Here is a 22473-nt window from a genome sequence, read left to right as displayed (position 1 = left end):
GTGCCCTGGGACCTCCCGCTCGTCCCGGCCGGTCAGGCCGGGGCCGAGCTGACCGCCGGGCAGGACGGCGCGACGATCCGTCGTTCCGTCCTGCCCGGCGGGGTCCGGGTGCTCACCGAGTCGATGCCGGGCCTGCGCTCGGCGACGATGGGCGCGTGGGTCGGCGTCGGCTCGCGCGACGAGACCGACGGGCACTTCGGCTCCACGCACTTCCTCGAGCACCTGCTCTTCAAGGGCACGGACCGCCGGACGGCCATGGACATCGCCGAGGCGTTCGACGCCGTCGGCGGTGAGGCCAACGCCGCCACCGGCAAGGAGCACACGTGCTACTACGCGCGGGTGCTCGACACCGACCTGCCCATGGCGGTCGACGTCATCGGTGACATGGTCACCTCGGCCCGTCTCGACACGGACGAGCTCGAGACCGAGCGCGGCGTCATCCTCGAAGAGCTCGCGATGAACGACGACGACCCGACCGACGTCGTGCACGAGGAGTTCTCCGCCGCCGTCCTGGACGGGCAGGCGCTCGGACGCCCCATCGGCGGGACCCCGGACACGATCCGCGCGGTCCCGCGCGACGCCGTCTGGGAGCACTACCGCTGGCACTACCGTCCCGAGACGCTCGTCGTGGCGGCCGCCGGCGGCGTCGACCACGACGCCCTCGTGGGCGAGGTGACCCGCGCGCTGCACGACGGCGGGTGGGACCTCGACCCCGCCCGGACACCCCGGTCGCGGCGGGACGAGCGTCCGCCGACGCTCGACGGGACGGCCGCGACGGGCGTCGAGCTCACCGTGCGACGCGCCGTCGAGCAGGCCAACGTCATCGTCGGCGGTACCGGCCTCGCGGCCACGGACGAGCGTCGCTTCGTCCTGTCGGTGCTGAGCGCCGCGCTCGGCGGCGGGATGAGCTCGCGGCTGTTCCAGGAGATCCGGGAGAAGCGCGGGCTCGCGTACTCGACGTACTCCTTCGCCTCCGGCCACGGCGGCATCGGCACGTTCGGTCTCTACGCGGGCTGCGCGCCGTCGAAGGTCGACGACGTCACGGCGCTGCTGCACGCCGAGCTCGACCGGCTCGCGGCCGACGGGATCACGGGGCCCGAGCTCGACCGCAGCATCGGCCAGCTCACGGGCGGGCTCGTCCTCGGGCTCGAGGACTCGGGGTCGCGCATGAGCCGGCTGGGCAAGGCCGAGCTGGTCTACGGCGAGCTGCTGAGCCTCGAGGAGTCGCTCGAGGCGATCCGGGCCGTCACCGCCGACGACGTGCGCGAGCTCGCAGCAGATCTCGCGTCGCGTCCCCGCTCCGTCGTGCGCGTCGGACCCTTCGGGGACTGACCCGGCCGGCCCGGTTAGGCTGGCGGTCGTGAGCGAGCAGAACGCATCCCCGGACCCCGCCAGCCAGCCGAGCGCGTCGCACGCGGCGGCACCGATCAGGGTCGCCGTGCTCGGCGCCGCGGGCCGCATGGGCACGACGGTGTGCGCGGCCGTCGACGGCGCTCCAGACCTCGAGCTCGTCGCGCGGCTGGACGCGGGGGACGACGTGTCGGCGGCGACCCTCGGTGGCGCGGACGTGGCGGTCGACTTCACCGTCCCGGCCGCGACCGAGACCAACGTCCACGCCCTGATCGACGCCGGGGTGCACGCGGTCGTCGGGACGACGGGCTGGACGGACGAGAGCCGTGGCCGCGTCGCCGAGCACCTGGACGGCGCGGCGACCGCCGGGACGCCTGGTCTCGGCGTGCTGATCGCGCCCAACTTCGGGCTGTCCGCGGTGCTCGCCATGACCTTCGCCGCACGTGCGGCACGCTACTTCGAGTCGGTCGAGGTCATCGAGCTGCACCACCCGGACAAGGTCGACGCGCCGTCGGGCACGGCACGGCACACGGCGGCCGCGATCGCGGCCGCGCGCGCCGAGGCCGGCGTGGGACAGGGCCCGGACTCGACCGAGACCGGCTGGGAGGCTCGCGGCGCCGACGTCGAGGGCGTCCGGGTGCACGCCGTCCGGCTGCGCGGTCTGGTTGCGCACGAGGAGATCCTCTTCGGCAACGCGGGTGAGCAGCTCGTGATCCGGCAGGACTCGTTCGACCGGGTCTCGTTCATGCCGGGCGTGCTGCTCGCCGTGCGGGAGGTCGTCTCGCGTCCCGGGCTGACGGTCGGCCTCGAGAACGTGCTGGACCTGGCGTGAGCGGCGGGACCCCCGACGAGCAGGACGACCCCGGACCCGCGGCTCCGCGGGCCCGGGCTCGGCGCCCCTGGGGCGCGATCCTCGGCGCGGTGCTCGTCACGCTCCTGCTCGCGCTGTACGTGTGGCAGGTAGCAGGACGCGCCGCGGCGCTCGTCCGCACGGGCGAGCCGGTCGCCGTCGTGATCGGCGTAGGCGTCCTCGTCCTGCCCGTGCTCGTCGTCGGGCTCGTCGCCCGCGAGTTCCTGCTCGCCGGGACGGTTCAGCGGATGGCCGACGACCTCGCGGGGCGCGACCGTCTCCCGGTCGACGACCTCCCGCGCTCACCGGGAGGGCGGATCGACCGTGCGGCCGCGGACGACGCCTTCGGCGCGTACCGCGACGCGGCCGACGCCGATCCGCAGAGCTGGGAGGCCTGGTACAACCTCGCCTTCGCCTACGACGCGTCGCGCGACCGCCGTCGTGCCCGCGGCGCGCTGCGCAGGGCGGCCGCGCTGTACCGCGGTCACAGGCACGCCCAGCAGTAGACCCGGTGCCCGGTGTCCCGGGCACGCGCGCACAGCTCGGCGAGCTCGTGCAGCGCAGCGGCCGGCCACTGCGGTTCCGCCCCGGTCCGTGCCGGCGGTTCCGGCCAGTCGTCGACCACGCCCTCCAGCACGGTGCGCGTGCTCGCGGCGAGCGCTCGGACGAGCTCGTCGGAGACGGTCACGACCCAGGGGCCGTCGTCCCCGCCGGAACCGACCACGGTGCCGTGCCGCGGGTGCCGGGTGACCTCGCCGTAGGAGCGGCCGGTGAGCCGGCTCGTCAGCGTTCCCAGCCGGACGAAGGGCTCGAGGCCGGCGAGCCGGACGATGTCGAGGCTCGCAGCACCCGGCGGTCCGTCGTCCTCCACGGGGTCCGCGGGTTCGGTAGCACGGATCGCGGCCGACGCGTCGTCGGCGGCCGCGAAGTAGTGCGTGAGCATCCCCATGCGTCCCGATCGTGGCAGCGCGGGGAGCGCAGCGGGCTACGGGCGTGTCACGAGTGTGTGACGAGCTGTGGTCACAGCGCTGCGTACCACCGGTGCTCGACGACGTCCCGCGGCCCGGTCGCGAGGGTGCGCGTGCGGCCGTCTGGACCGAGGCCCGCGCCGCCGAGGAACTCCTCGCGCGCGGTGTCGCCGTCGAGCACCCACGAGACGATCTCCTCGGCACCGTCGCGCCGCAGCCGGTCGACGGCCGCCGACAGCAGCCGCGAGCCGTGCCCGCCGCGCTGGTGCCGCGGCTCGACCTCGAGCGCGACGAGCTGCCCGGGCCCGACGGCGGCGAAGCCGACGACGTCGGGGCCGGCGCACGCGACGAGCACGGCGAAGCCGGGGCCGGGTGGCGCGTCGATGGCGGCGGCCCACTGCTCGCGCATCCGGACCGTGTCGAGCGCGTCGAGGACGGCGTCGCCGAGGACCTCGCCGTGCGCGGCCCGCCAGGACCCGACCTGGATCGCGGTCATGGCGACGTCGTCCCCGGGGACGGCGGGTCGCACGGAGACGTCGGCTGTCTCGTGGAAGAGGCTCACGCGCCCACCCTATGCGCGGACCGGGACGTCTCCGGCGCGGCGGCTCGTGGGGTCAGCCCCAACCGAGGAGCCGCAGCCCGGCCGCGGTCGCGGCGGCGAGCACGACGACGACGAGGAAGGGCGCCCGCAGCGCCAGGGCGAGTGCCGCGACGGCGAGGGCGGGCAGCCGCGCGTCGACGACCAGCGTCTGGCCCGTGGCCACCGTCTGCACGGCCACGAGCGCGGCCAGCAGGGCCGCGGTGACGAGTGCGGCGGTCCGGGACACGCGCTCGTCCGCGAGCCAGTGCTCGGGCAGGAGGTGCCCGGCGAGCTTGAGGGCGAAGCACAGGACGGACGCGACGAGCACGACGGCCCACACGGTCGCGGGCGTCACCGGTCCTCCTCCTGCGCCGGGGCCGCGACGCCCGGCGCCGCTCGGGGGCCGGTCGGCGGGACCGGACCGCGGCGGCGCGCGTCGATCGCTCCGGCGAGGACGGCGACGGCCGCGGCCGCGAGCACGGGGACGCCGGCCGGTGCGACCGGGGTCAGGCCGATGGCGACGACCACGGCGCCGGCGGCCACGAGCTGCACCGGGCGGGTCGCGAGACGTGGCCAGAGCAGGCCGAGGAACGCCGCGGCGGCCGCGGCGTCGAGACCCCACCGCCGCGGGTCTCCGAGGGCGTCGCCCGCGGCGGCCCCGACCACGGTCATGAGGTTCCAGAGCACGAACACGCCCGCGCCGGTGAGCCAGAAGCCGACGCGGGCGGCCCGGCGCGTGCGCTGCGCCGTCGCGACGGCCGCGGACTCGTCGATCGTCAGCTGCGCGCCGAGCACGTTCTGCCAGGTGCGCAGCGCGAGCAGGGGCCCGAGCTGGGCCCCGTACAGCGCGTTGCGGACGCCGAGCAGGCCCGCCGTCGCGATCGCCGCGGCAGCCGTGCCGCCGGACCCGACGACGCCGACGAGCGCGAACTGCGAGCCGCCGGAGAACATGAGCAGGCTCAGCGCGGCGGTCTGGGCGAGGTCGAGCCCTGCGACGGTGGCGAGCGCACCGAACGAGATCCCGTAGAGACCGGTCGCGACGGACACCGAGACGGCCTGGCGGACCGCGCCACGCTCCTCGGCCTCGACCAGCTCCTCCACCGTCTGCTCGACCTCGGCGGCCTCGTCCGGTGCGGTACCGGGGTCGTCGTCGGGCATCGCGCGGGTCCTTCGGGCCGGGGACGGAGCCCCCAGGCTAGCGGCACGCCGGCAGCAGGCGGTCAGAGCGCGACGTACACCGTCTCGAGGTACTCCTCGAGGCCTGCCTCGCCGCCCTCGCGACCGAGGCCGGACTGCTTCATCCCGCCGAACGGCGCGCTCGCGTCCGAGACCATGCCGCGGTTGATGCCGATCATCCCGGCCTCGACCTCCTCGGCCACGCGCACGGCGCGGTCGAGCGACGCCGTGAAGGCGTACGCGGCCAGGCCGTACTCGGTCGCGTTCGCGAGCGCGATCCCCTCGTCGTCGTCCCCGAACGCCACGACGGGAGCCACGGGTCCGAAGATCTCCTGGGTCACCACGCGGGCGTCCGGGGCGACGCCGGACAGGACGGTGGGGGAGTAGAAGTACCCGGACGAGCGCGGTCGGTCGGTACCCGTGAGGACCTGGGCGCCGCCGTCGACGGCCGCCTCGACGAGCCCGGCCACCGAGTCCACCGCCGTCGCCTCGATGAGCGGACCCACCTGCACACCCTCCTCCGCTCCCGGACCGACCCGGAGCTCCGCGAAGGCGGCGGCGAGGCGCTGCGCGAACTCGCGCGCGACGGCGTCGTGCACGAGGAACCGGTTGGCCGCGACACAGCTCTGACCGGTGTTGCGCAGCTTCGCCACGACGGCACCCTCGACGGCCTTGTCCAGGTCGGCGTCGGGGAAGACGAGGAACGGGGCGTTGCCGCCCAGCTCCATCGACGCGCGCAGCACCTGCGCGGCGGAGGCCTCGAGCAGCGTGCGGCCTACCGCCGTGGAGCCGGTGAACGACACCTTGCGGAGCCGTGGGTCCGCGAGCAGCGGCGACGAGACGTCCGAGGCGCTCGACGTCGGGACGACGTTGACCACCCCGGTCGGGAGCCCTCGTTCCTCGAGCTCGGCGCGGATGACCTCCGCCACCAGAGCGGTCGTGAGCGGCGTCAGGTGCGCCGGCTTGATCACGACCGGGCACCCGGCCGCGAGCGCCGGACCGATCTTGCGCGTGGCCATCGCGATCGGGAAGTTCCACGGCGTGATGAGCAGGGCCGGGCCGACGGGCCGACGGGACACGAGCTGGCGGTTCGCACCGGCGGGCGCGGTGCGCACCAGCCCGTCCGTCCGGACGGCCTGCTCGGCGTACCAGCGGAAGAAGTCCGCACCGTAGAGGACCTCGGCGCGCGCCTCGGCGAGCGGCTTGCCGCTCTCCGCGGTGATGAGCGCCGCGATGTCGTCGGCACGTGCGACCAGGTGCTCGTACACCGCGCGCAGCAGCTCGCCCCGCTCGCGCGGGGCGACCGCGCGCCACGCCGGTGCGGCACGGTGCGCGGCGTCGAGGGCCCGCAGCGCGTCCGCGGAGGACGCGTCCGAGACGTCGAACAGCGTCTCCGCAGTCGCCGGGTCCTCGACCTCGAACGTTCGACCGCCCTCGGCGGCGGTCCAGCGCCCGTCGATCAGGAGGCCCGTGGGCAGGTGCGCGACGAGAGCGGGGGACAGGTGCGAGGCGGACGACGAGGTGGCCATGCTCTCGAGTATCACGCGGTCGGGGTGCGCTCGCAGGGTCCGAGCGGCGGCGTCGGGCTCGGCGGGGTTCCGCCACGCGCAGGCCGCGCCCCCGGCGGGGCGGTGGTCCGCGGGGCTCGCGGGCACGGTAGTTTGTGCACATGGCCCTTCCCTCTACGCCGTCGCGCCCTTTTGGCGCGGTCCTGACCGCGATGGTCACGCCGATGACTCCGGCCGGCGACGTCGACCTCGAGGCGGCGGTACGCATCGCGGAGCGGCTGGTCGACGACGGGAACGACGGTCTCGTGCTGAACGGCACGACCGGGGAGTCGCCGACGACGCACGCACCGGAGAAGGCAGGGCTGGTCGCCGCGGTCGTGGACGCCGTGGGCGACCGGGCGGTCGTCGTCGCGGGCGCCTGCTCCAACGACACCGACCACGCGCTGCGCATGGCCGTGCAGGCGGCGGACGCGGGTGCGGACGGCCTGCTCGCCGTCGCGCCGTACTACTCGCGCCCCAGCCAGGAGGGCCTGTACCGGCACTTCACCGCGATCGCCGACGAGACCGACCTGCCCGTGATGCTCTACGACGTCCCGGGTCGTGCCGGCGTCCGGATCGCCGCGCCGACCTACGAGCGGCTGGCGGCCCACGACCGGATCGTCGCGACCAAGGACGCCGCGGGCGACGTGTACTCCGCGGCCAAGGTCGCCGCCGCGACCGGGCTCGTGCTCTACAGCGGCGACGACGGACTCCTGCTGCCGTTCCTGGCGCACGGCGCGGCAGGCATCGTGTCGGTGTCGGCGCACGTCGTCGCGGGCGCGTTCGCCGAGGTGGTGCGCCGGTTCGACGCCGGCGACCACGCCGGTGCCCTCGAGATCTTCCTCACCACCACCCCGGTGATCGACGCGCTCAACGGTGCGGGCTTCCAGGCCGTCATGGTCAAGTCCGCGCTCGAGCTGCTCGGCGTCACCGACAACCGCGAGCTGCGCCTGCCCAACGTGGCGGCGACCGAGGGCGACGTCGCGCTCGTGCGCGACGCCCTCGTCGCCTTCGGCGCGCTCGACCCCGCACGCTAGACACCCATCCGGCTCAGCCACGACAGGAGGCCCCGTGAGCCACCCCCATCCCGAACTCTCCCTGCCTCCCGAGCTCCCGGCCGGAGGGCTTCGCATCGTCGCCCTCGGCGGGCTCGGCGAGGTCGGGCGCAACATGGCCGTCCTCGAGTACGAGGGGCGACTGCTCGTCATCGACTGCGGGGTGCTGTTCCCCGAGGACAACCAGCCCGGCGTCGACCTGATCCTCCCCGACTTCGACTACATCGCGGACCGCCTCGACGACGTGGAGGCGATCGTCCTCACCCACGGTCACGAGGACCACATCGGTGCCGTGCCCTACCTGCTGCGGCTGCGGCGCGACATCCCTCTCGTGGGGTCGCGCCTCACCCTCGCGTTCGTCGAGGCGAAGCTCAAGGAGCACCGCATCTCGCCCGTGGTGCGGGTGGTCACCGAGGGGCAGACGGAGCAGCTCGGGGTCTTTGGCTGCGAGTTCGTCGCCGTCAACCACTCGATCCCCGACGCGCTCGCCGTGGCGGTGACGACCGGCGCGGGCACCGTCCTGCACACGGGCGACTTCAAGATGGACCAGCTCCCGCTCGACGGGCGCATCACGGACCTGCGGGCGTTCGCGCGCCTCGGCGAGCAGGGCGTCGACCTGTTCATGGTCGACTCCACCAACGCCGAGGTCCCGGGGTTCGTCACGCCCGAGGTCGAGATCGGCCCCGTGCTCGACACCGTGTTCGCACAGTCGGAGAAGCGCATCATCGTCGCGTCCTTCTCGTCGCACGTGCACCGCGTGCAGCAGGTCCTCAACGCGGCGCACCACCACGGTCGCCGCGTCGCGCTGGTCGGGCGGTCCATGGTCCGCAACATGACGATCGCCTCGGAGCTCGGGTACCTGACCGTGCCCGAGGGCGTGCTCATCGACCTCAAGAAGGTCGACTCGCTGCGCGACGACGAGACGGTCCTCATGTGCACCGGTTCGCAGGGCGAGCCGATGGCCGCGCTGAGCCGCATGGCGAACGGGGACCACAGGGTCTCGGTCGGCATGGGCGACACCGTGATCCTCGCGTCCTCGCTCATCCCGGGGAACGAGAACGCGGTGTTCCGCATCATCAACGGGCTCACGCGCCTCGGTGCGCGCGTCGTGCACGGTGGGAACGCCAAGGTGCACGTGTCGGGCCACGCGAGCGCGGGTGAGCTCATGTACTGCTACAACGTGCTGCGCCCGCGCAACGTCATGCCCGTGCACGGCGAGGTGCGCCACCTCGTGGCCAACGCGGCGATCGCGGTCCGTACCGGGGTGCCCGCCGACCGGGTCGTGCTCGCCGAGGACGGCGTGGTGGTCGACCTGGTCGACGGCCGCGCGTCCGTGGTCGGCGCAGTGCCGTGCGGGTACGTGTACGTCGACGGGTCGAGCGTCGGCGAGCTGACCGACGCCGAGCTCAAGGACCGGCGCATCCTGGGCGAGGAGGGGTTCGTCTCGGTCTTCGCCGTGGTGGACTCCGCGACCGGGAAGGTGCTCGCCGGCCCGCACATCCTGGCGCGAGGCTTCGCGGAGGACGACTCGGTCTTCGAGGGCGTCCGGCCGGACGTCGTGGCGGCCCTCGAGGACGCCATCGCGGGGGGCGCGACCGACACGCACCAGCTGCAGCAGATCATGCGACGCGTCATCGGGCGCTGGGTGTCGAACCGGCTGCGCCGCCGTCCGATGATCGTCCCGGTGGTCGTGGAGGCCTGAGCCAACGAAGCCCTCCGGCGATCAGCCGCCGCCGCCACCCGTGAGTCCGCCCAGCAGTCCGGGCCCGACGGCGCGGGTGGCGGCCGCGTACCGGGTGGCGCGCTGGTCGTCGGTACCGGTCGTCAGGCCCGCGAGCTCGAGCGAGACGAGACCGTGTACCAGGCCCCACAGGCCGAGTGCCGCGTCCTCGACGGCGGCCGCCGCGGCGTCGGGCACGAGCCGTGCCACGGCGGCGCGCAGGACGGTGAACGTCTCCTGCTCGACGACTGCGGGGGCGTCGGTCGCGGGAGGGACCCCGCGCCCGAACATGACCGTGTAGAAGTGCGGGTCGGCGAGCGCCGACGACCGGTAGGCGACGGCGAGCGCCGCGAGGTCGGCGGCCGCGTCGTCGGTGCGGGTGACGGCACGCAGGTGCACGGCGAACCGCCGGAAGCCCTCCGCGGAGACGGCAGCCACGAGCTCGTCGCGGCTGCCGAAGAGGGTATAGACGGCGGACGCGCTCGTCCCGGCGTCGAGTGCGACCGAGCGCACGGTGGCCGCGGCCTCGCCGCGCTCGGAGATCGTGCGGGAGGTGACGTCGAGCAGGCGTTCGCGCAGTGCCGCGTCGTGCAGTCGGGGTCGGGCCACCATCCGAGTCTAGGGCCTTGACGCGCGTGGTCGAACGGTGTTCTATAACACTGTTCGCGCCATGGGTGCGCGCCGACCGAACCATGGGGGTCCTCGTGCTCGAGCTGACCGACGCCGCCCGCGTCACCGCCGGCATCGTCCTGCTGTCCGTCGTCGGGATCGAGTCGGGAGGTGCCTTCCTCGTCACGGTCGTGACCGGGAGGGCGCCCGCGACGCGGTTCCAGACGTCGTTCTTCCGGGCGGGTCACGCGCACGCCGGCGTCCTCGTGGTCCTGGGTCTCGTCTCGCTGCTGCTCACCGAGGCGACCGACCTCGCCGGTTTCTGGCGATGGCTCGCGGCCACGGGCGTCCTCGTCGCCGCGATCCTCCTGCCCGCAGGGTTCTTCCTGTCGGCGGCGGGGACCGGCCGGGAGGCGCCGGGCCGGGCCGTGGTGCTGCTCCCGGTGGGGGCCGTCGTGCTCGCCGCGGGTGTCGTGACGCTGGGGGTGGGGCTGCTCCGCGGTTGAGGCCCCGGCCCGCACCGACGTTCCCGTCGTCTAGCGCCGGGCGTCGCGGAGAGCGTCGAGCTGGTCCGCGTGCCACGTCGCGACGTACCCGCGCAGCCGCACGTCGCGCACGGTCGCGGCCGGGTCGTCGACAGCGCGCTCGAGCGCGTCCAGGTAGGCGCGGTCCGCGGCGAACCGGCGCGCGATCGCCTCGGCGCCGACCGCGGGGCTGCCGTGTCCGGGCACGAGGACGTGCGCGTCGCGGGCCACGTCCTCGAGGAGGTCGAGCGCGTCCCGGTACGTGCCGAGAGGGTCCGGCGACGACACGTCCGGGAGCGGTACCTCGGCGTCCGAGAGCATGTCCCCGGCGAGCAGCGCGCCGCGCGTCGCGATCCCGGCGTGCCCGGGCGCGTGCGCGTCGTGCCCGACGACGCGGGGCGCGCCCGGCCAGGGGAGCGACGTCGCGTCGGGCGGGAGGGCGTCGAGCACGCCGAGGAGGTCGAGCTCGTGGCCGGGTGCGTCCGCCTGGGCCTTGGCGCGGATCTCGGCGCCGTCCTGCCCGGCCCGGTCGGCGCACCCCGCGGTGGCCCACCGCGGGCCGTCGCCGAGCGCGCGGCTCCAGAGCACGTGGTCCCAGTGGGGATGCGTGGCGAGACCCGCCGTCACCCGCCAGCCACGGTCGAGGATCGTGGAGGCGAGGGCGTCCACCTCCGCGACGCTCACCCCGGGGTCGACGACCAGCGCGTCGGTCCCGTCCAGGACCAGGGTGGTCGTCGTCGACCAGAGGCGCGCCACCGTGACGAACACGCCCGGTGCGACCTCGTCGAGGGAGCGCCGGAGCGCCGACGCGTCTGCTTCCGGCCGTGCCATCGTCTCTCGCTCTCCTCCACGCCGGCGGGCGGCACCGACCGGGACACGCCCTGACCGTCCTGCCTGCGGTCCGGCGTCGGTGCGCCCGGGTACTGTGAGGAACACTATGGCGACCCGTACGTCCCCGCAGGCGCGACGGTCCTCGAGCAGACGCACGACGACACCCCCATCGGGTGCGCGCGCCGGTTCCTCGACGGGCCGGGGCTCGGCGAGCGCACGTCCCCGGAGCGGCTCGGCCACGGGCACGGCAGCACGGACACCGACCAAGCGCGCACCCGCGCGCCGTCCGGCGTCGCGTCCGGCCTGGCCCGTGCGAGCGGTGCGGGGCCTGTGGCTCGGTGCGGCGCACGGGGTCGGCGCCGCGACCCGCACGATCGGCAAGGGAGCGAGAGACCTGGACCCCGCACACCGGCGCGACGGCGTCGCGTTCCTCCTGATCGCCCTCGCGGTGGTCGTCGCCGCCCGCGAGTGGTGGGGCATCTCCGGCACGTTCGGCACGGGGGTGCACGCCGTGGTGGCGGGGACCTTCGGCCTCGCCGGGGTCGCGGTCCCGGTGCTGCTCCTGTGGCTCGCGGTGCGCATCATGCGACACCCGGAGCGGGTCCAGGCGAACTCCCGGGTCGCGATCGGTCTGACGCTGCTCGTCGTGTCCGTCTGCGCGCTCGTCCACGTGTCGCAGGACCTCCCGGCGCCGCGCGACGGGTTCTCCGCCGTGCAGGAGGCCGGCGGCATCGTCGGCTACCTCTCGGCGACCCCCGTGGTGACCGGGCTGACGGAGTGGTTCGCGGTGCCGATCTTCCTGCTCCTGGGGTTCTTCGGGCTCCTGGTGGTCACCGCGACGCCCGTGCACCGCATCCCTGAACGCCTCCACCGTCTGTACGACGTGCTGACGGGCAACCACCCGGCCACCTCGGACGAGCTGGACGAGGACGGCCTGCCGCTGGCCGAGGGCGTCTCGCGCCACGACGGCAGTGAAGTCGAGCCCGCGGCGAAGCGGCCACGACGCCGGCGACGCACCAAGGCGGAGCGTGCCGCCGACGTCGCCGAGACCGAGATCCCGGACGGCGGGTTCGCGGGCGACGAGGCGTTCGAGACCGCCGCGACGCTCGAGCGCGACGAGAGACGTGCGCGCCGTACCCGTGAGCGCGGCGACGACGCGGCTCCCGGTACGTCGCCGACCGAGGCGGTCCCGGCAGTCGGCCCCGGCACCGCGCAGGACGTGGGGGCCGCCGCGCTGGGCGCCGTCGCTCCCTCCGCCGACGACGTCGCGGGCCCCGTCCCACCGCCGCCCGGCGCGCCGGTCCCGCGCGGCGTCCAGCCCATGCTCGAGGGCGACACGGTGTACCTGCTGCCGAACGAGGACTCGCTGACCAAGGGGGCGCCGCACAAGGTGCGCTCGGCCGCGAACGACCGGGTCGTCGACGCGCTGACCAAGACCTTCGAGCAGTTCGAGGTCGACGCCGCGGTCACCGGCTTCACCCGTGGCCCGACGGTCACGCGCTACGAGGTCGAGGTCGGCCCCAAGACCAAGGTCGAGCGCATCACCTCGCTGTCCAACAACATCGCGTACGCGGTGGCCAGCGCGGACGTGCGCATCCTCGCGCCGATCCCGGGCAAGTCGGCCATCGGCATCGAGATCCCCAACACCGACCGCGAGACGGTGGTGCTCGGCGACGTGCTGCGCTCGTCGGCCGCGCGCCGCACCGAGCACCCGATGGTCATGGGTGTCGGCAAGGACGTGGAGGGCGGCTACGTCGTCGCGAACCTCGCGAAGATGCCGCACATCCTCGTCGCCGGTGCGACCGGTGCGGGCAAGTCGAGCTTCATCAACTCGATGATCACCTCGATCCTCATGCGCTCCACGCCTGAGCAGGTGCGCCTCGTGCTGGTCGACCCGAAGCGCGTGGAGCTGACGATCTACGAGGGCATCCCGCACCTCATCACGCCGATCATCACGAACCCCAAGAAGGCAGCCGAGGCACTCGACTGGGTCGTGCGGGAGATGGACGCGCGCTACGACGACCTCGCCGCGTTCGGGTACAAGCACATCGACGACTTCAACGCCGGGGTCCGTGCCGGCAAGGTCAGGCCGCTCCCGGGTTCCGAGCGCAAGATCGCGGCCTACCCCTACCTGCTCGTCGTGGTCGACGAGCTCGCCGACCTGATGATGGTGGCCCCGCGGGACGTCGAGGCGTCGATCCAACGGATCACCCAGCTCGCGCGGGCCGCAGGGATCCACCTCGTGCTCGCGACGCAGCGGCCGTCGGTCGACGTCGTCACCGGTCTCATCAAGGCGAACGTGCCGTCGCGGCTGGCGTTCGCGACCTCCTCGCTCGCCGACTCGCGCGTCGTGCTCGACCAGCCGGGCGCCGAGAAGCTCATCGGCCAGGGGGACGCGCTGTTCCTGCCGATGGGCGCGGCCAAGCCCATGCGCGTCCAGGGCGCCTGGGTCTCGGAGTCCGAGGTCCACGCCGTCGTCGAGCACGTGAAGTCGCAGCTCAAGCCGGTGTACCGGGAGGACGTCGCCCAGGTCGCGGTCAAGAAGCAGGTCGACGAGGACATCGGCGACGACCTCGACCTCCTGCTGCAGGCGACCGAGCTGGTCGTCACGACGCAGTTCGGCTCGACCTCGATGCTCCAGCGCAAGCTGCGGGTCGGGTTCGCCAAGGCCGGTCGGCTCATGGACCTGCTCGAGTCGCGCGAGATCGTCGGTCCGTCGGAGGGGTCGAAGGCCCGTGAGGTGCTCGTGACGCCCGACGCGCTGCCGTCCGCGCTCGCGCTCATCCGGGGAGAGCCGGCGCAGGAGGTGTTCGACCAGTCCGCGTCCGACGCCGCTGCGGAAGCGTCGGGGGGCGCCGCGCGCGGGTACGACGACGGCGTCGACGGGCATGCGCCGGCGGTGGCGACGGAGTATCACGACGGCGCGGACGTGGAGTCCGGCTGGCGCTGAGCCCCGCACGCGGGCCGGACGTCCGCGCCGTACCCGTAGTCTGGGTCCGTGGTCACAGACGTCCCGTCACCGTGGAACTCCGCCAACATCGTCACGATGGTGCGGATCCTGATGGTCCCGTTCTTCGCGTGGGCCCTGCTCGTCGACGGCGGGGACAGCGTGACCTGGCGACTGGTCGCCACCGGGATCTTCGTCGTCGCCGCGTCCTCCGACCGGCTCGACGGCTATCTCGCGCGACGCTACGAGCTCGTCACCGACCTCGGCAAGCTGCTCGACCCGATCGCCGACAAGCTGCTCGTCGGGACCGCGCTCGTCCTGCTCGCGTGGCCCCTCGGCGAGCTGCCCTGGTGGGTGCCCGTGGTGATCCTCGCGCGCGAGCTGGGCGTGACGCTCATGCGGTTCGCCGTCCTGAAGTACGCGGTGATGCCCGCGTCACGCGGAGGCAAGCTCAAGACCGTCCTGCAGATCGTCGCGATCACCGCCTTCCTGCTGCCCCTCGCGCACCTGCCGGGCTGGTTCGCCGTCGTGGCGTGGGTCGTGCTCGCGGCAGCCGTCGTCGTCACCGTCGTCACGGGAGTCGAGTACTTCTACCAGGGGTGGCGGATCCGGAGCGAAGCGGTCCGGGCCGCGCAGGTCCGTGCTGCCTCCGCGCTCCCGAACGACAGTGACGACGGGATCGACAGGGGCGGGCACGGTGGCCCCGCCCGCACCTGAGCGCGGCGACCGCGGCGGTGGACGGTCCCTCGCGGAGCGAGTGCTCGCGCTCCTGCGTGAGCGCGGCTGGACGCTCGGGGTGGCGGAGTCCCTGACCGGAGGACTCGTGACCGCGACGATCGTCGACGTGCCCGGTGCCTCGGTCGTGCTGCGCGGCGGGATCGTCGCGTACGCGACGGACACGAAGGCCGCGGTCCTCGGGGTGGACGCCGCGCTCCTCGCCGCGCGCGGCGCCGTCGACCCGGACGTGGCCTGCTCGATGGCGGACGCCGCGCGTCGGCTCCTGAGGGCGGACGTGGGGCTCGCGACCACGGGGGTGGCGGGCCCGGACCCGCAGGACGGCAGGCCGCCCGGCCTGGTGTACGTCGCGGTGTCCCTCCTCGGTGCTCGGCACGTGCGAGAGCTCGAGCTCCTCGGGGACAGGGCGCAGGTCCGGGCCGGCGCGGTGCACGCCGGGCTGAGGCTGCTGGTCGAGGCGATGGGGGCCACGGACTCCGTGCCGGCGGACGCGGAGGACCGTCGTCCGCTCGGGTGAACCGGGCCCGCCCGGGAACAACGGGACGCGGCGGTGCGTTGGAACGCTCGTGATCGTGAACAGGCCGCTACGCCGCCCGAACCGCTCCGCCGCCTCCCCCCAGGGGCGTGCCACGGGACGGAACGGCGACGTGGGCGGGCCCCGACCGGGGTACGGTAGGACGACCCCGGCACGAGGGGTACGGAATTCGACGAGAAGCACGACTGGGAGCATCCAGGACGGGGCCGCACCGGTTCCGGAGGGTGCGAGGGACACGGAAGGGGGTCGCCAGATGATTGTTCTTCGACGAGAGATCGGGGACGTGCTGCGAAGCGCTCGCCAGCGTCAGGGGCGGACCCTGCGAGAGGTGTCCTCCGCCGCGCGGGTCTCGCTGGGATACCTCAGCGAGGTGGAGCGCGGACAGAAGGAAGCGTCGTCGGAGCTCCTCGGCTCGATCTGCGAGGCGCTCGACCTGCCGCTGTCGTTGGTGCTGCGCGAGGTCAGCGACCGCGTCGCCGTGGCCGAGGGTCTGCTCATCCCGGACACGCTCCCGGCGGACTTCGCCGCAGGGCTGTACGGTCGCGGGTCGGACGGCGGTTCCAGCCGCCGCGAGGACCTGCAGCCTGTCGGCTGACGTGGCGGACCGTCACGCGCCGCCCGGCGACGGCGCGGGCTGGCACGACGGGCAGTAGAAGATCGGACGGTCGTACGGCGCGTCGTTCGCCGAGCCGACCGCGACGGGCGTGCCACACCGGTGGCACGCCCGTCCTGCACGTCCGTGCACCTCGCGCGCGACATCCGACTCCCTGCCGAACCCGTGCCGGACGATGCGCTGCATGAGGTCGCGCGCCGCGAGCAGCACCTGTCCGATGTCCGGTACGTCTCGTACGGGTGTCCACGGCCAGACGCGCTGCGCGTAGAGGGACTCGGCGGTCCAGATGGTCCCGAGACCCGCCACGGTGTGCTGGTCGAGCAGTGCCTCGCAGACCGGCACACCCTGTGCTGCGCGGTCCGGCCGGTGCCGGGGACCCAGGCCGCCCGCCGCGTCGTCCGTGCGGAGCCGTTCGACCGCGGCGGCGAGCCCGTCGGCCGGGAAGTCGTCCGCGAGGACGTCCGGACCGAGCGGCCCCGTGATCCGGTGCTCGTCGCGCGTGCGCAGGACGTCGAGCATCCCGATCCGTACCCCGACCGCGGTCCACCAGGCGTTCGCGAGCACGACCCGGGTCGTGCTCGCGGTCCCGCGCGCGCCGACGGTACCTGTCCGCGCGAGTCGCCAGGCGCCCTCCATGCGCAGGTGCGTGTGCAGGGACCAGCCGTCGTCGAAGCGGGTGAACAGGTGCTTGCCGTAGGGGACGTTGGCGAGCACGGTGCGGCCCACGAGGTCGGTCTCGGCCGCGCCGGGCCAGCGCAGGTCGCTGCGGACCAGCATGCGACCCGCCATCGCCTCGTCGAGCCGTGCGGCGGTCAGGCGGACCACGTCACCCTCGGGCACGGCACACCACGTCGCTCACCGTCGTCGGCCCCGGGCCGTCACGCGATCCGTAGCCCGCGCGGCGTCGGTCGGAACCCGGCGTCGAGCAGGGCACGACCCGCGAGATCCGCGGACGTCGCCGTAGAGCCCGCAGCGGCGAGCGCCTCGACGCCGTCGATCCGCTGGACGACGACCTTTCCCAACCGCCCGCCCCGGACGGCGGCCGCGAGGGCAGCGCCTGCCTCCACCAGGCGCGGGCCCTCGACGAACGAGAGCACGGTCCGACCGCCCCGCTCGACGTACAGCGCGAGGTCGCCCTCGCTGAGGACGACGACGGCGCCCGCCTTGCGCCCGGGGCGGTGACCGCGTGCGCGGTCGTCGCCGGGGACCGGGCGCACGGGCCAGGCCAGCGCGGCACCGTAAGGGTTCGCGGGATCGGTCGCTGCGAGCACGAGCGTCCCGGGCCGCGTGCCCCGGACCGGTCCGACCGGGTTGCGCGACGCCGTGTCGTGGTCCATCCGTTCGAGTGCCCGGTCGCGGTCCTGGGCGTCGGTGCGGAGCTGGTCGACCGCTCCGGGGAGAGCGAACTGCGAGCCGCCCAGGTGTTCGGCGAAGTAGCCGCGCCGTGCGGCGCCGGTCGCCTCGAGCTCGGTCAGCACGCGGTAGACGTTCCGGAATGACCCGGCGACGCCCTCGGCCGGTGCGACCGCGCGTGTGAGCACGCCGTGCCGGTCGAGCAGCACGCGCGCGAGCGCGTGGGCGCGTCGCGTCGGGTCCGGTTCGCGTGCCGGGAGCGCCGACCACCGGCCGCCCCCGCCGCGCAACGTGCTCCGCGTCGTCGACGTCGGCCGCCCGTCGGCCGTCGCCCCGTCCGCCGCGGCCGCCTCGAGCGCCGGCCGCAGCCCGGCGAAGCGTGCCCGACCCATCGGGCGCGCCCGGCCCGGTGCGCGCGGGGCGCGGTGCGTGCCTCCCGCAGCACCCAACCGGGACCGCAGCGCGCCGTACCCGTCGTTCGTCACGTGCCCCGACCACACGAGGTCCCACAGCGCGTCCAGGGTCGGCCCGACGTCGGCGCCGACGTCCTGCGCGAGAGCGGGCAGGAAGAAGGCGCCCGTGCCGCGCAGCAGCTCGAGCAGCGCCCCGTGCAGCCCGCCGTCAGGCACGGTCTGCTCGTCCGCGAGCGTCAGCGGGGCCCACTCGGCGAGATGGAGGCTCACGAGCCCGTCACCGCCGCCCGACCCGGGCAGCGCCGCGTGGCCGCTCCACACCACCTCGCCGGTGGTGGTCAGCTCGTCGAGCATCGTCGGGGTGTAGTCGGTCACACGCGCGGGCAGCACGAGCGTCTCGAGGGCCGACGCCGGGACGGCCGCGCCGGAGAGCTGCTCGACGACGCGCAGCACCCCGTCGGTGCCGCGGAGCGCGCCCACGGACTGCCAGCGGGGGAGGAACACCCCCAGCGCCTCGGCCGGGACGGGCTCGACCTCTGCTCGCAGGGCGGCGAGCGACCGTCGGCGCAGGACCCGCAGGACCTCCGCGTCGCACCAGTCGTCCCCGGTCCCGCCGAGCGACTCGGGACGCAGCCGGCCGCGCACGACCCGTCGCACCGACTCGAGGCGTTCGAGGGCCGCGCGGACCACTGCCACGCCCAGCCCGAGCCGCTCCGCGAGATCCTGCGCCGTGAAGGGCCCGTGCGTGCGGGCGTGGCGACGCGCGAGGTCGCCCAGCGGGTCGGGCACGGGCTCGGTGAACACTTCGGGGATGCCGACCGGCAGGGCGACGCCCAGCGCGTCGCGCAGCCGGCCCGCGTCCTCGACGACCGCCCACTGCCGCGCACGCTCGTCGGCCACGCCCGCGAGGCGGACCGTGATCACGCGCCGTGCCGACTCGAGCTCGGTCAGCCATGCTCCGACCGACCCGCGCACGTCCTCGCGCGTGCGGTCGTCGAGCTCGGCGCGTGTGAGGGGGCCGAGGCGGCGCAGCAGGTCCCACAGGTCCTCCGCGTGCCGGGCCCGTCGCTCGGGCGCGAGCGCGCCGAGCTCGGACTCGGTGCGCTCGATCGCCGCGGGGTCCAGGAGGTCCGCGAGCTGCCCGGCCACGCCGTCTCCCCCGAGGAGCTCGGCGAGCAGCGTCGGGTCGAGCGAGAGCGCTGCGGCCCGGCGTTCCGCCAGGGGTGCGTCGCCGTCGTACAGGAACTGGGCGGTGTACCCGAACAGCAACGACTGCGCGAACGGGGAGGGCGTCGGCGTGGTGACCTCGACCAGGCGGACGCGACCTGCCGCCAGGTCACGCATGAGCTCCGTCAGCGCGTCCACGTCGAAGTCGTCCTGGAGGCACTCGCGCGCCGCCTCGAGCACGATCGGGAACTCCGGGTACTGCGACGCCACCGACAGCAGCTGCGCCGAGCGCTGGCGCTGCTGCCACAGGGGCTGTCGCCGGTCGGGCCGGCGTCGGGGCAGGAGCAGCGCGCGGGCCGCCGCCTCGCGGAACCGGGACGCGAACATGACCGAGCCGCCGAGCTCGGCGCGCACCACGGCGAGCACCTCGTCCGGGTCGAGCAGGAGGTCCTCCGCCGCGACCGGCGCATCGAGGCGCCCACCGTGCCCGCTGCGACCGTCGGCGGTCGCGCCGCCCTCGGGCGGGTCGTCGAGCCACGACTCGCCCGTGTCCGGCAGGCGGAGCACGATCCCGTCGTCCGCGTGCATCGCCGCGGCGTCCACGCCGTAGCGCTCCCGCAGTCGCGCTGCCAGCACGAGCGCCCACGGTGCGTGCACCTTCGCGCCGTACGGCGAGTGCACGACGACCCGCCAGTCCCCGAGCTCGTCGCGGAACCGTTCGACGACGACCGTCCGGTCGTCCGGCACGCGGCCCGTCGCGGTGCGTTGCTCGTCGAGGTAGGCGACCAGGTTGTCCGCCGCCCACGCGTCCAGGCCGACGTCTGCCAGCCGCTCGCGCGCCAGGTCGGGGTCGCGCGCGACGAGCGCGTCGGTCTCGCGCACCCAGGCTCCGAGCGCGCGTCCCAGCTCGGCCGGCCGGCCGGGGGAGTCGCCCTTCCAGAACGGCAGCCGCCCGGGGATGCCAGGAGCGGGCGTGACGAGCACCTGGTCGGTCGTGATGTCCTCGATGCGCCACGTGCTCGAGCCCAGCGTGAAGGTGTCTCCCACGCGGGACTCGTAGACCATCTCCTCGTCCAGCTCGCCGACGCGCTTGCCGCCTCGCGGTGCCCGGCCCCGGGGCCGGGGATCGGTCGCGTCGTCGGGCGCACCCGGGTCGGGGGTGGAGGCGCCGGTCGCGAGGAAGACCCCGTACAGCCCGCGATCGGGGATGGTGCCGCCGCTCGTCGCGGCCAGGCGCAGCGCGCCGGGTCGGCCGGTGAGCCGGCCCGAGGCGCGGTCCCACACGATGCGGGCGCGCAGCTCGCCGAAGTCCTCGCTCGGGTAGCGGCCGGCCAGCATGTCCAGCACCGCGTGCAGCGACGCGTCGCCGAGGTGGGCGAAGGGCGCGCTGCGGCGCACCAGGGTCGCGAGGTCGTCGACCGTCCACTCGTCGACCGCGACCATCGCCACGATCTGCTGCGCGAGGACGTCGAGCGGGTTGGACGTGACGTGCAGCGCCTCGATGCCGCCGGTGCGCATCCGCTCCGCGACGACGGCCGCCGGCACGAGATCGCCCCGGTGCGTCGGGAACACGACGCCGTGCGACACCGCACCCACCTGGTGCCCGGCGCGCCCGATGCGCTGCAGGCCCGATGCGACGGACGGCGGCGAGCCGACCTGGACCACGAGGTCCACCGCACCCATGTCGATCCCGAGCTCGAGGCTGGACGTCGCGACCACGGCGGGGAGCCGTCCGTCCTTGAGCTCGGTCTCCGTGCGGGTGCGTTCCGTCCGGCTCATCGAACCGTGGTGGGCGCGGGCGATCACGGGCTCGATCCCTGAGCTCGCTCCCGACTGCGCCTGGACCTGGGCGGCGGTGACCGTGCCGGGGTCGAGCACGTCGGCGCCGGCGCGCTCGGCCCACAGCTCGTTCATGCGCGCCGTGAGCCGCTCCGCCCCCCGGCGGGAGTTGGTGAACACGAGCGTCGAGCGGTGCGCGGCGACGAGGTCGACCACGCGCTCCTCGACGTGCGGCCAGACGGAGGGTCGTGGGGCCCGGTCGCCACCCGTCGAGGCACCACGCCGCGACGTCGCCGGCCCGGTCAGGTCCGGCTCTCCCGGGGGGAGCGGGACGAGCTCCGGCAGCGCACCACTCGCCCCCGCCGACGCCGTGGTGCCGGCCGGCACGGCGCGGTCGCCCGGCACGGTCAGGTCGGAGAGGTCCGGGACGGGCACGACGACGTCGACCTCGATGCGCTTGCCGCTGGGCGGCTGCACGACCACGACCTCCCGGCCGCGCTCCGCCGGCGTGCGCCGGCCGCCGAGGAACGACGCGACCGCCTCGACCGGGCGGACCGTGGCCGACAGCCCCACGCGCTGCGCGGGCGGTCGCTCGCCGGCCTCGAGGAGTGCGTCGAGGCGTTCGAGCGAGACCGCGAGGTGCGCGCCGCGCTTGGTCCCCGCGACCGCGTGGATCTCGTCGAGGATCACGGTCTCGACGCCGGCGAGGCCTGCGCGGGCCGCCGACGTCAGGACGAGGAACAGCGACTCGGGGGTCGTGATGAGGATGTCGGGCGGGTGCGTCGCGAGGCGCCGGCGCTCGTTCGCGGGCGTGTCGCCGGTACGGGTGCCGACGACGACGTCGGGCACGTCGAGCCCGAGCCGGACCGCCGCCTGCCGGATGCCCGCGAGCGGCGAGCGCAGGTTGCGCTCGACGTCGGCCGCGAGGGCCTTGAGCGGCGAGACGTACACGACCCGGCACCGGTGCTCGCGCTCGGGCGGTGGTCCGGACATGATCCGGTCGAGCGACCACAGGAACGCGGCGAGCGTCTTGCCCGACCCGGTGGGCGCGACGACCAGCGCGTGCTGGTCGCTCGCCACGGCCTCCCACGCCCCGGCCTGCGCCGGGGTGGGCGCCTCGAACGCCCCGGTGAACCACCCGCGCGCGGACGCGGTGAAGCGCGCGAGCGGATCGGTGCCGACGGCGTCGGCCCCGGGAGCGGCTGGGTTCACGGTGCCATTCTCACCGCGCCCACCCACACCCGCCCACCCACCCGCTCGGCGTGCCCCGTCCGCCCGGGCACGGCCCGCGCGCGCACCGTGGGTGCGCGTGCAGGCGCGGGTGTGCGGCGTGGGAAGGTGGGGCGTGCGGTATCGCGAGTTCACCGACCTGGTCGACGAGGTGTTCGGGCCTGCGCTCGGGCGTGCCTACGTGCGCGAGCAGGTGCTCACGCCGCTCGGGGAGCGGACGGCCGCCCAGGCCCTCGAGGACGGGGTCGAGCCACGCGTCGTCTGGCATGCGCTGTGCGACGCCCTCGACGTGCCGGAGCCCCGACGCTGGGGGCTCGACGACCGCCGGCAGGCGCCTCCGGCGCGCTGACCCGACGACGCACGGCCCTCCGTGCGCGACCCGCCGCGCACCGGCGCGCCGACCTGCCGTGCACGCCCCCTCGACGTCCCCGCCCACGCGCCGGCACACCCAGGGCCCGCACCCGCCCGCACCCGCCCGCACGCGCCACCGC

General features: G+C 74.8%; 20 protein-coding genes. 11 read left to right on the top strand and 9 right to left on the bottom strand.

Annotated elements, in window-relative coordinates; translation table 11 throughout:
• The 3 genes from IF651_RS09365 to IF651_RS09355 all read left to right on the top strand — a co-directional run bounded on the left by IF651_RS09365 (position 1) and on the right by IF651_RS09355 (position 2706).
• Positions 1–1332, top strand: a complete 1332-nt coding sequence (locus IF651_RS09365; RefSeq protein ID WP_191828838.1) for an insulinase family protein — start codon at positions 1–3, stop codon at positions 1330–1332.
• Positions 1333–1438: 106 nt separating this feature from the next.
• Positions 1439–2182 (top strand): 4-hydroxy-tetrahydrodipicolinate reductase, encoded by a 744-nt coding sequence (gene dapB / locus IF651_RS09360; RefSeq protein ID WP_191828929.1) that lies wholly within the window; start codon positions 1439–1441, stop codon positions 2180–2182.
• The gene (locus IF651_RS09355; RefSeq protein WP_422110469.1) at positions 2179–2706 is read left to right on the top strand and encodes a hypothetical protein; all 528 of its coding nucleotides are present in this window, start codon (positions 2179–2181) and stop codon (positions 2704–2706) included. The genes dapB and IF651_RS09355 overlap by 4 nt, the downstream gene beginning before the upstream one ends.
• On the opposite strand, the gene IF651_RS09350 is transcribed toward IF651_RS09355, so the two are convergent.
• The 5 genes from IF651_RS09350 to IF651_RS09330 all read right to left on the bottom strand — a co-directional run bounded on the left by IF651_RS09350 (position 2685) and on the right by IF651_RS09330 (position 6453).
• Positions 2685–3149, bottom strand: a complete 465-nt coding sequence (locus tag IF651_RS09350; RefSeq protein WP_191828837.1) for a hypothetical protein — start codon at positions 3147–3149, stop codon at positions 2685–2687. The two genes, IF651_RS09355 and IF651_RS09350, sit on opposite strands and share 22 nt — an antisense overlap.
• Positions 3150–3220: 71 nt before the next feature.
• Positions 3221–3730, bottom strand: coding sequence for a GNAT family N-acetyltransferase (locus IF651_RS09345; RefSeq protein WP_191828836.1), 510 nt, complete (start codon positions 3728–3730; stop codon positions 3221–3223).
• A 52-nt stretch (positions 3731–3782) separates the two neighbouring features.
• Entirely contained in the window at positions 3783–4103 is a 321-nt protein-coding gene (locus IF651_RS17720) for an AzlD domain-containing protein (RefSeq protein ID WP_191828835.1), read from the bottom strand.
• Positions 4100–4906: an AzlC family ABC transporter permease gene (locus tag IF651_RS17715; protein WP_191828834.1), complete on the bottom strand. Its 807-nt coding sequence runs from the start codon at positions 4904–4906 to the stop codon at positions 4100–4102. Before IF651_RS17715 ends, IF651_RS17720 begins: the two co-directional genes overlap by 4 nt.
• A 62-nt stretch (positions 4907–4968) precedes the next feature.
• A complete protein-coding gene (locus IF651_RS09330; RefSeq protein WP_191828833.1) occupies positions 4969–6453 on the bottom strand; it encodes an NAD-dependent succinate-semialdehyde dehydrogenase in 1485 nt (494 codons plus the stop codon).
• A gap of 140 nt (positions 6454–6593) precedes the next feature.
• Between IF651_RS09330 and dapA the strand changes: the two genes are divergently transcribed.
• Positions 6594–7508 (top strand): 4-hydroxy-tetrahydrodipicolinate synthase, encoded by a 915-nt coding sequence (dapA, locus tag IF651_RS09325; RefSeq protein ID WP_191828832.1) that lies wholly within the window; start codon positions 6594–6596, stop codon positions 7506–7508.
• A gap of 34 nt (positions 7509–7542) precedes the next feature.
• The gene (locus tag IF651_RS09320) at positions 7543–9228 is read left to right on the top strand and encodes an RNase J family beta-CASP ribonuclease (protein WP_191828831.1); all 1686 of its coding nucleotides are present in this window, start codon (positions 7543–7545) and stop codon (positions 9226–9228) included.
• Positions 9229–9249: 21 nt separating this feature from the next.
• On the opposite strand, the gene IF651_RS09315 is transcribed toward IF651_RS09320, so the two are convergent.
• Positions 9250–9855 (bottom strand): WHG domain-containing protein, encoded by a 606-nt coding sequence (locus IF651_RS09315; RefSeq protein WP_191828830.1) that lies wholly within the window; start codon positions 9853–9855, stop codon positions 9250–9252.
• A gap of 65 nt (positions 9856–9920) precedes the next feature.
• On the opposite strand from IF651_RS09315, the gene IF651_RS09310 reads away from it, so the two are divergent.
• Positions 9921–10361, top strand: coding sequence for a hypothetical protein (locus IF651_RS09310; protein WP_338403870.1), 441 nt, complete (start codon positions 9921–9923; stop codon positions 10359–10361).
• Positions 10362–10391: 30 nt separating this feature from the next.
• Here IF651_RS09310 and IF651_RS09305 read toward each other — a convergent pair whose 3' ends face one another.
• Positions 10392–11210 (bottom strand): MBL fold metallo-hydrolase, encoded by an 819-nt coding sequence (locus IF651_RS09305; protein WP_191828829.1) that lies wholly within the window; start codon positions 11208–11210, stop codon positions 10392–10394.
• A 106-nt stretch (positions 11211–11316) separates the two neighbouring features.
• Here IF651_RS09305 and IF651_RS09300 point away from each other — a divergent pair, with 106 nt between their 5' ends.
• From IF651_RS09300 to IF651_RS09285, 4 genes are all read left to right on the top strand, one after another.
• Entirely contained in the window at positions 11317–14160 is a 2844-nt protein-coding gene (locus IF651_RS09300; protein WP_241744285.1) for an FtsK/SpoIIIE family DNA translocase, read from the top strand.
• A gap of 48 nt (positions 14161–14208) precedes the next feature.
• Entirely contained in the window at positions 14209–14874 is a 666-nt protein-coding gene (pgsA, locus tag IF651_RS09295) for a CDP-diacylglycerol--glycerol-3-phosphate 3-phosphatidyltransferase (protein WP_191828827.1), read from the top strand.
• Positions 14855–15409: a CinA family protein gene (locus tag IF651_RS09290; RefSeq protein WP_338403869.1), complete on the top strand. Its 555-nt coding sequence runs from the start codon at positions 14855–14857 to the stop codon at positions 15407–15409. The genes pgsA and IF651_RS09290 overlap by 20 nt, the downstream gene beginning before the upstream one ends.
• 271 nt (positions 15410–15680) lie before the next feature.
• Positions 15681–16022: a helix-turn-helix domain-containing protein gene (locus IF651_RS09285; protein WP_191828826.1), complete on the top strand. Its 342-nt coding sequence runs from the start codon at positions 15681–15683 to the stop codon at positions 16020–16022.
• Positions 16023–16034: 12 nt separating this feature from the next.
• Here IF651_RS09285 and IF651_RS09280 read toward each other — a convergent pair whose 3' ends face one another.
• Both IF651_RS09280 and IF651_RS09275 read right to left on the bottom strand, forming a co-directional pair.
• Positions 16035–16880 (bottom strand): DNA-formamidopyrimidine glycosylase family protein, encoded by an 846-nt coding sequence (locus IF651_RS09280; protein WP_191828825.1) that lies wholly within the window; start codon positions 16878–16880, stop codon positions 16035–16037.
• 38 nt (positions 16881–16918) lie between these two features.
• Positions 16919–21964: a DEAD/DEAH box helicase gene (locus IF651_RS09275; RefSeq protein WP_191828824.1), complete on the bottom strand. Its 5046-nt coding sequence runs from the start codon at positions 21962–21964 to the stop codon at positions 16919–16921.
• 133 nt (positions 21965–22097) lie between these two features.
• Here IF651_RS09275 and IF651_RS09270 point away from each other — a divergent pair, with 133 nt between their 5' ends.
• On the top strand, positions 22098–22331 hold the full coding sequence (locus tag IF651_RS09270) for a DUF3046 domain-containing protein (RefSeq protein WP_191828823.1): 234 nt from the start codon (positions 22098–22100) through the stop codon (positions 22329–22331).
• The last annotated feature ends 142 nt before the right edge of the window (positions 22332–22473 follow it).

It is taken from the genome of Cellulosimicrobium arenosum (assembly GCF_014837295.1).
Taxonomy (GTDB): Bacteria; Actinomycetota; Actinomycetes; order Actinomycetales; family Cellulomonadaceae; genus Cellulosimicrobium; species Cellulosimicrobium arenosum.
This window is presented reverse-complemented; position numbering and strand designations above follow the sequence as displayed.

What these genes read in the sequence shown, in the direction of transcription:
- IF651_RS09350 (WP_191828837.1), bottom strand. Translation starts at nt 3,149, where the DNA reads ATGGGGATGCTCACGCACTACTTCGCGGCCGCCGACGACGCGTCGGCC.
- IF651_RS17715 (WP_191828834.1), bottom strand. Translation starts at nt 4,906, where the DNA reads ATGCCCGACGACGACCCCGGTACCGCACCGGACGAGGCCGCCGAGGTC.
- IF651_RS09330 (WP_191828833.1), bottom strand. Translation starts at nt 6,453, where the DNA reads ATGGCCACCTCGTCGTCCGCCTCGCACCTGTCCCCCGCTCTCGTCGCG.
- dapA (WP_191828832.1), top strand. Translation starts at nt 6,594, where the DNA reads ATGGCCCTTCCCTCTACGCCGTCGCGCCCTTTTGGCGCGGTCCTGACC.
- IF651_RS09305 (WP_191828829.1), bottom strand. Translation starts at nt 11,210, where the DNA reads ATGGCACGGCCGGAAGCAGACGCGTCGGCGCTCCGGCGCTCCCTCGAC.
- IF651_RS09300 (WP_241744285.1), top strand. Translation starts at nt 11,317, where the DNA reads ATGGCGACCCGTACGTCCCCGCAGGCGCGACGGTCCTCGAGCAGACGC.
- IF651_RS09285 (WP_191828826.1), top strand. Translation starts at nt 15,681, where the DNA reads ATGATTGTTCTTCGACGAGAGATCGGGGACGTGCTGCGAAGCGCTCGC.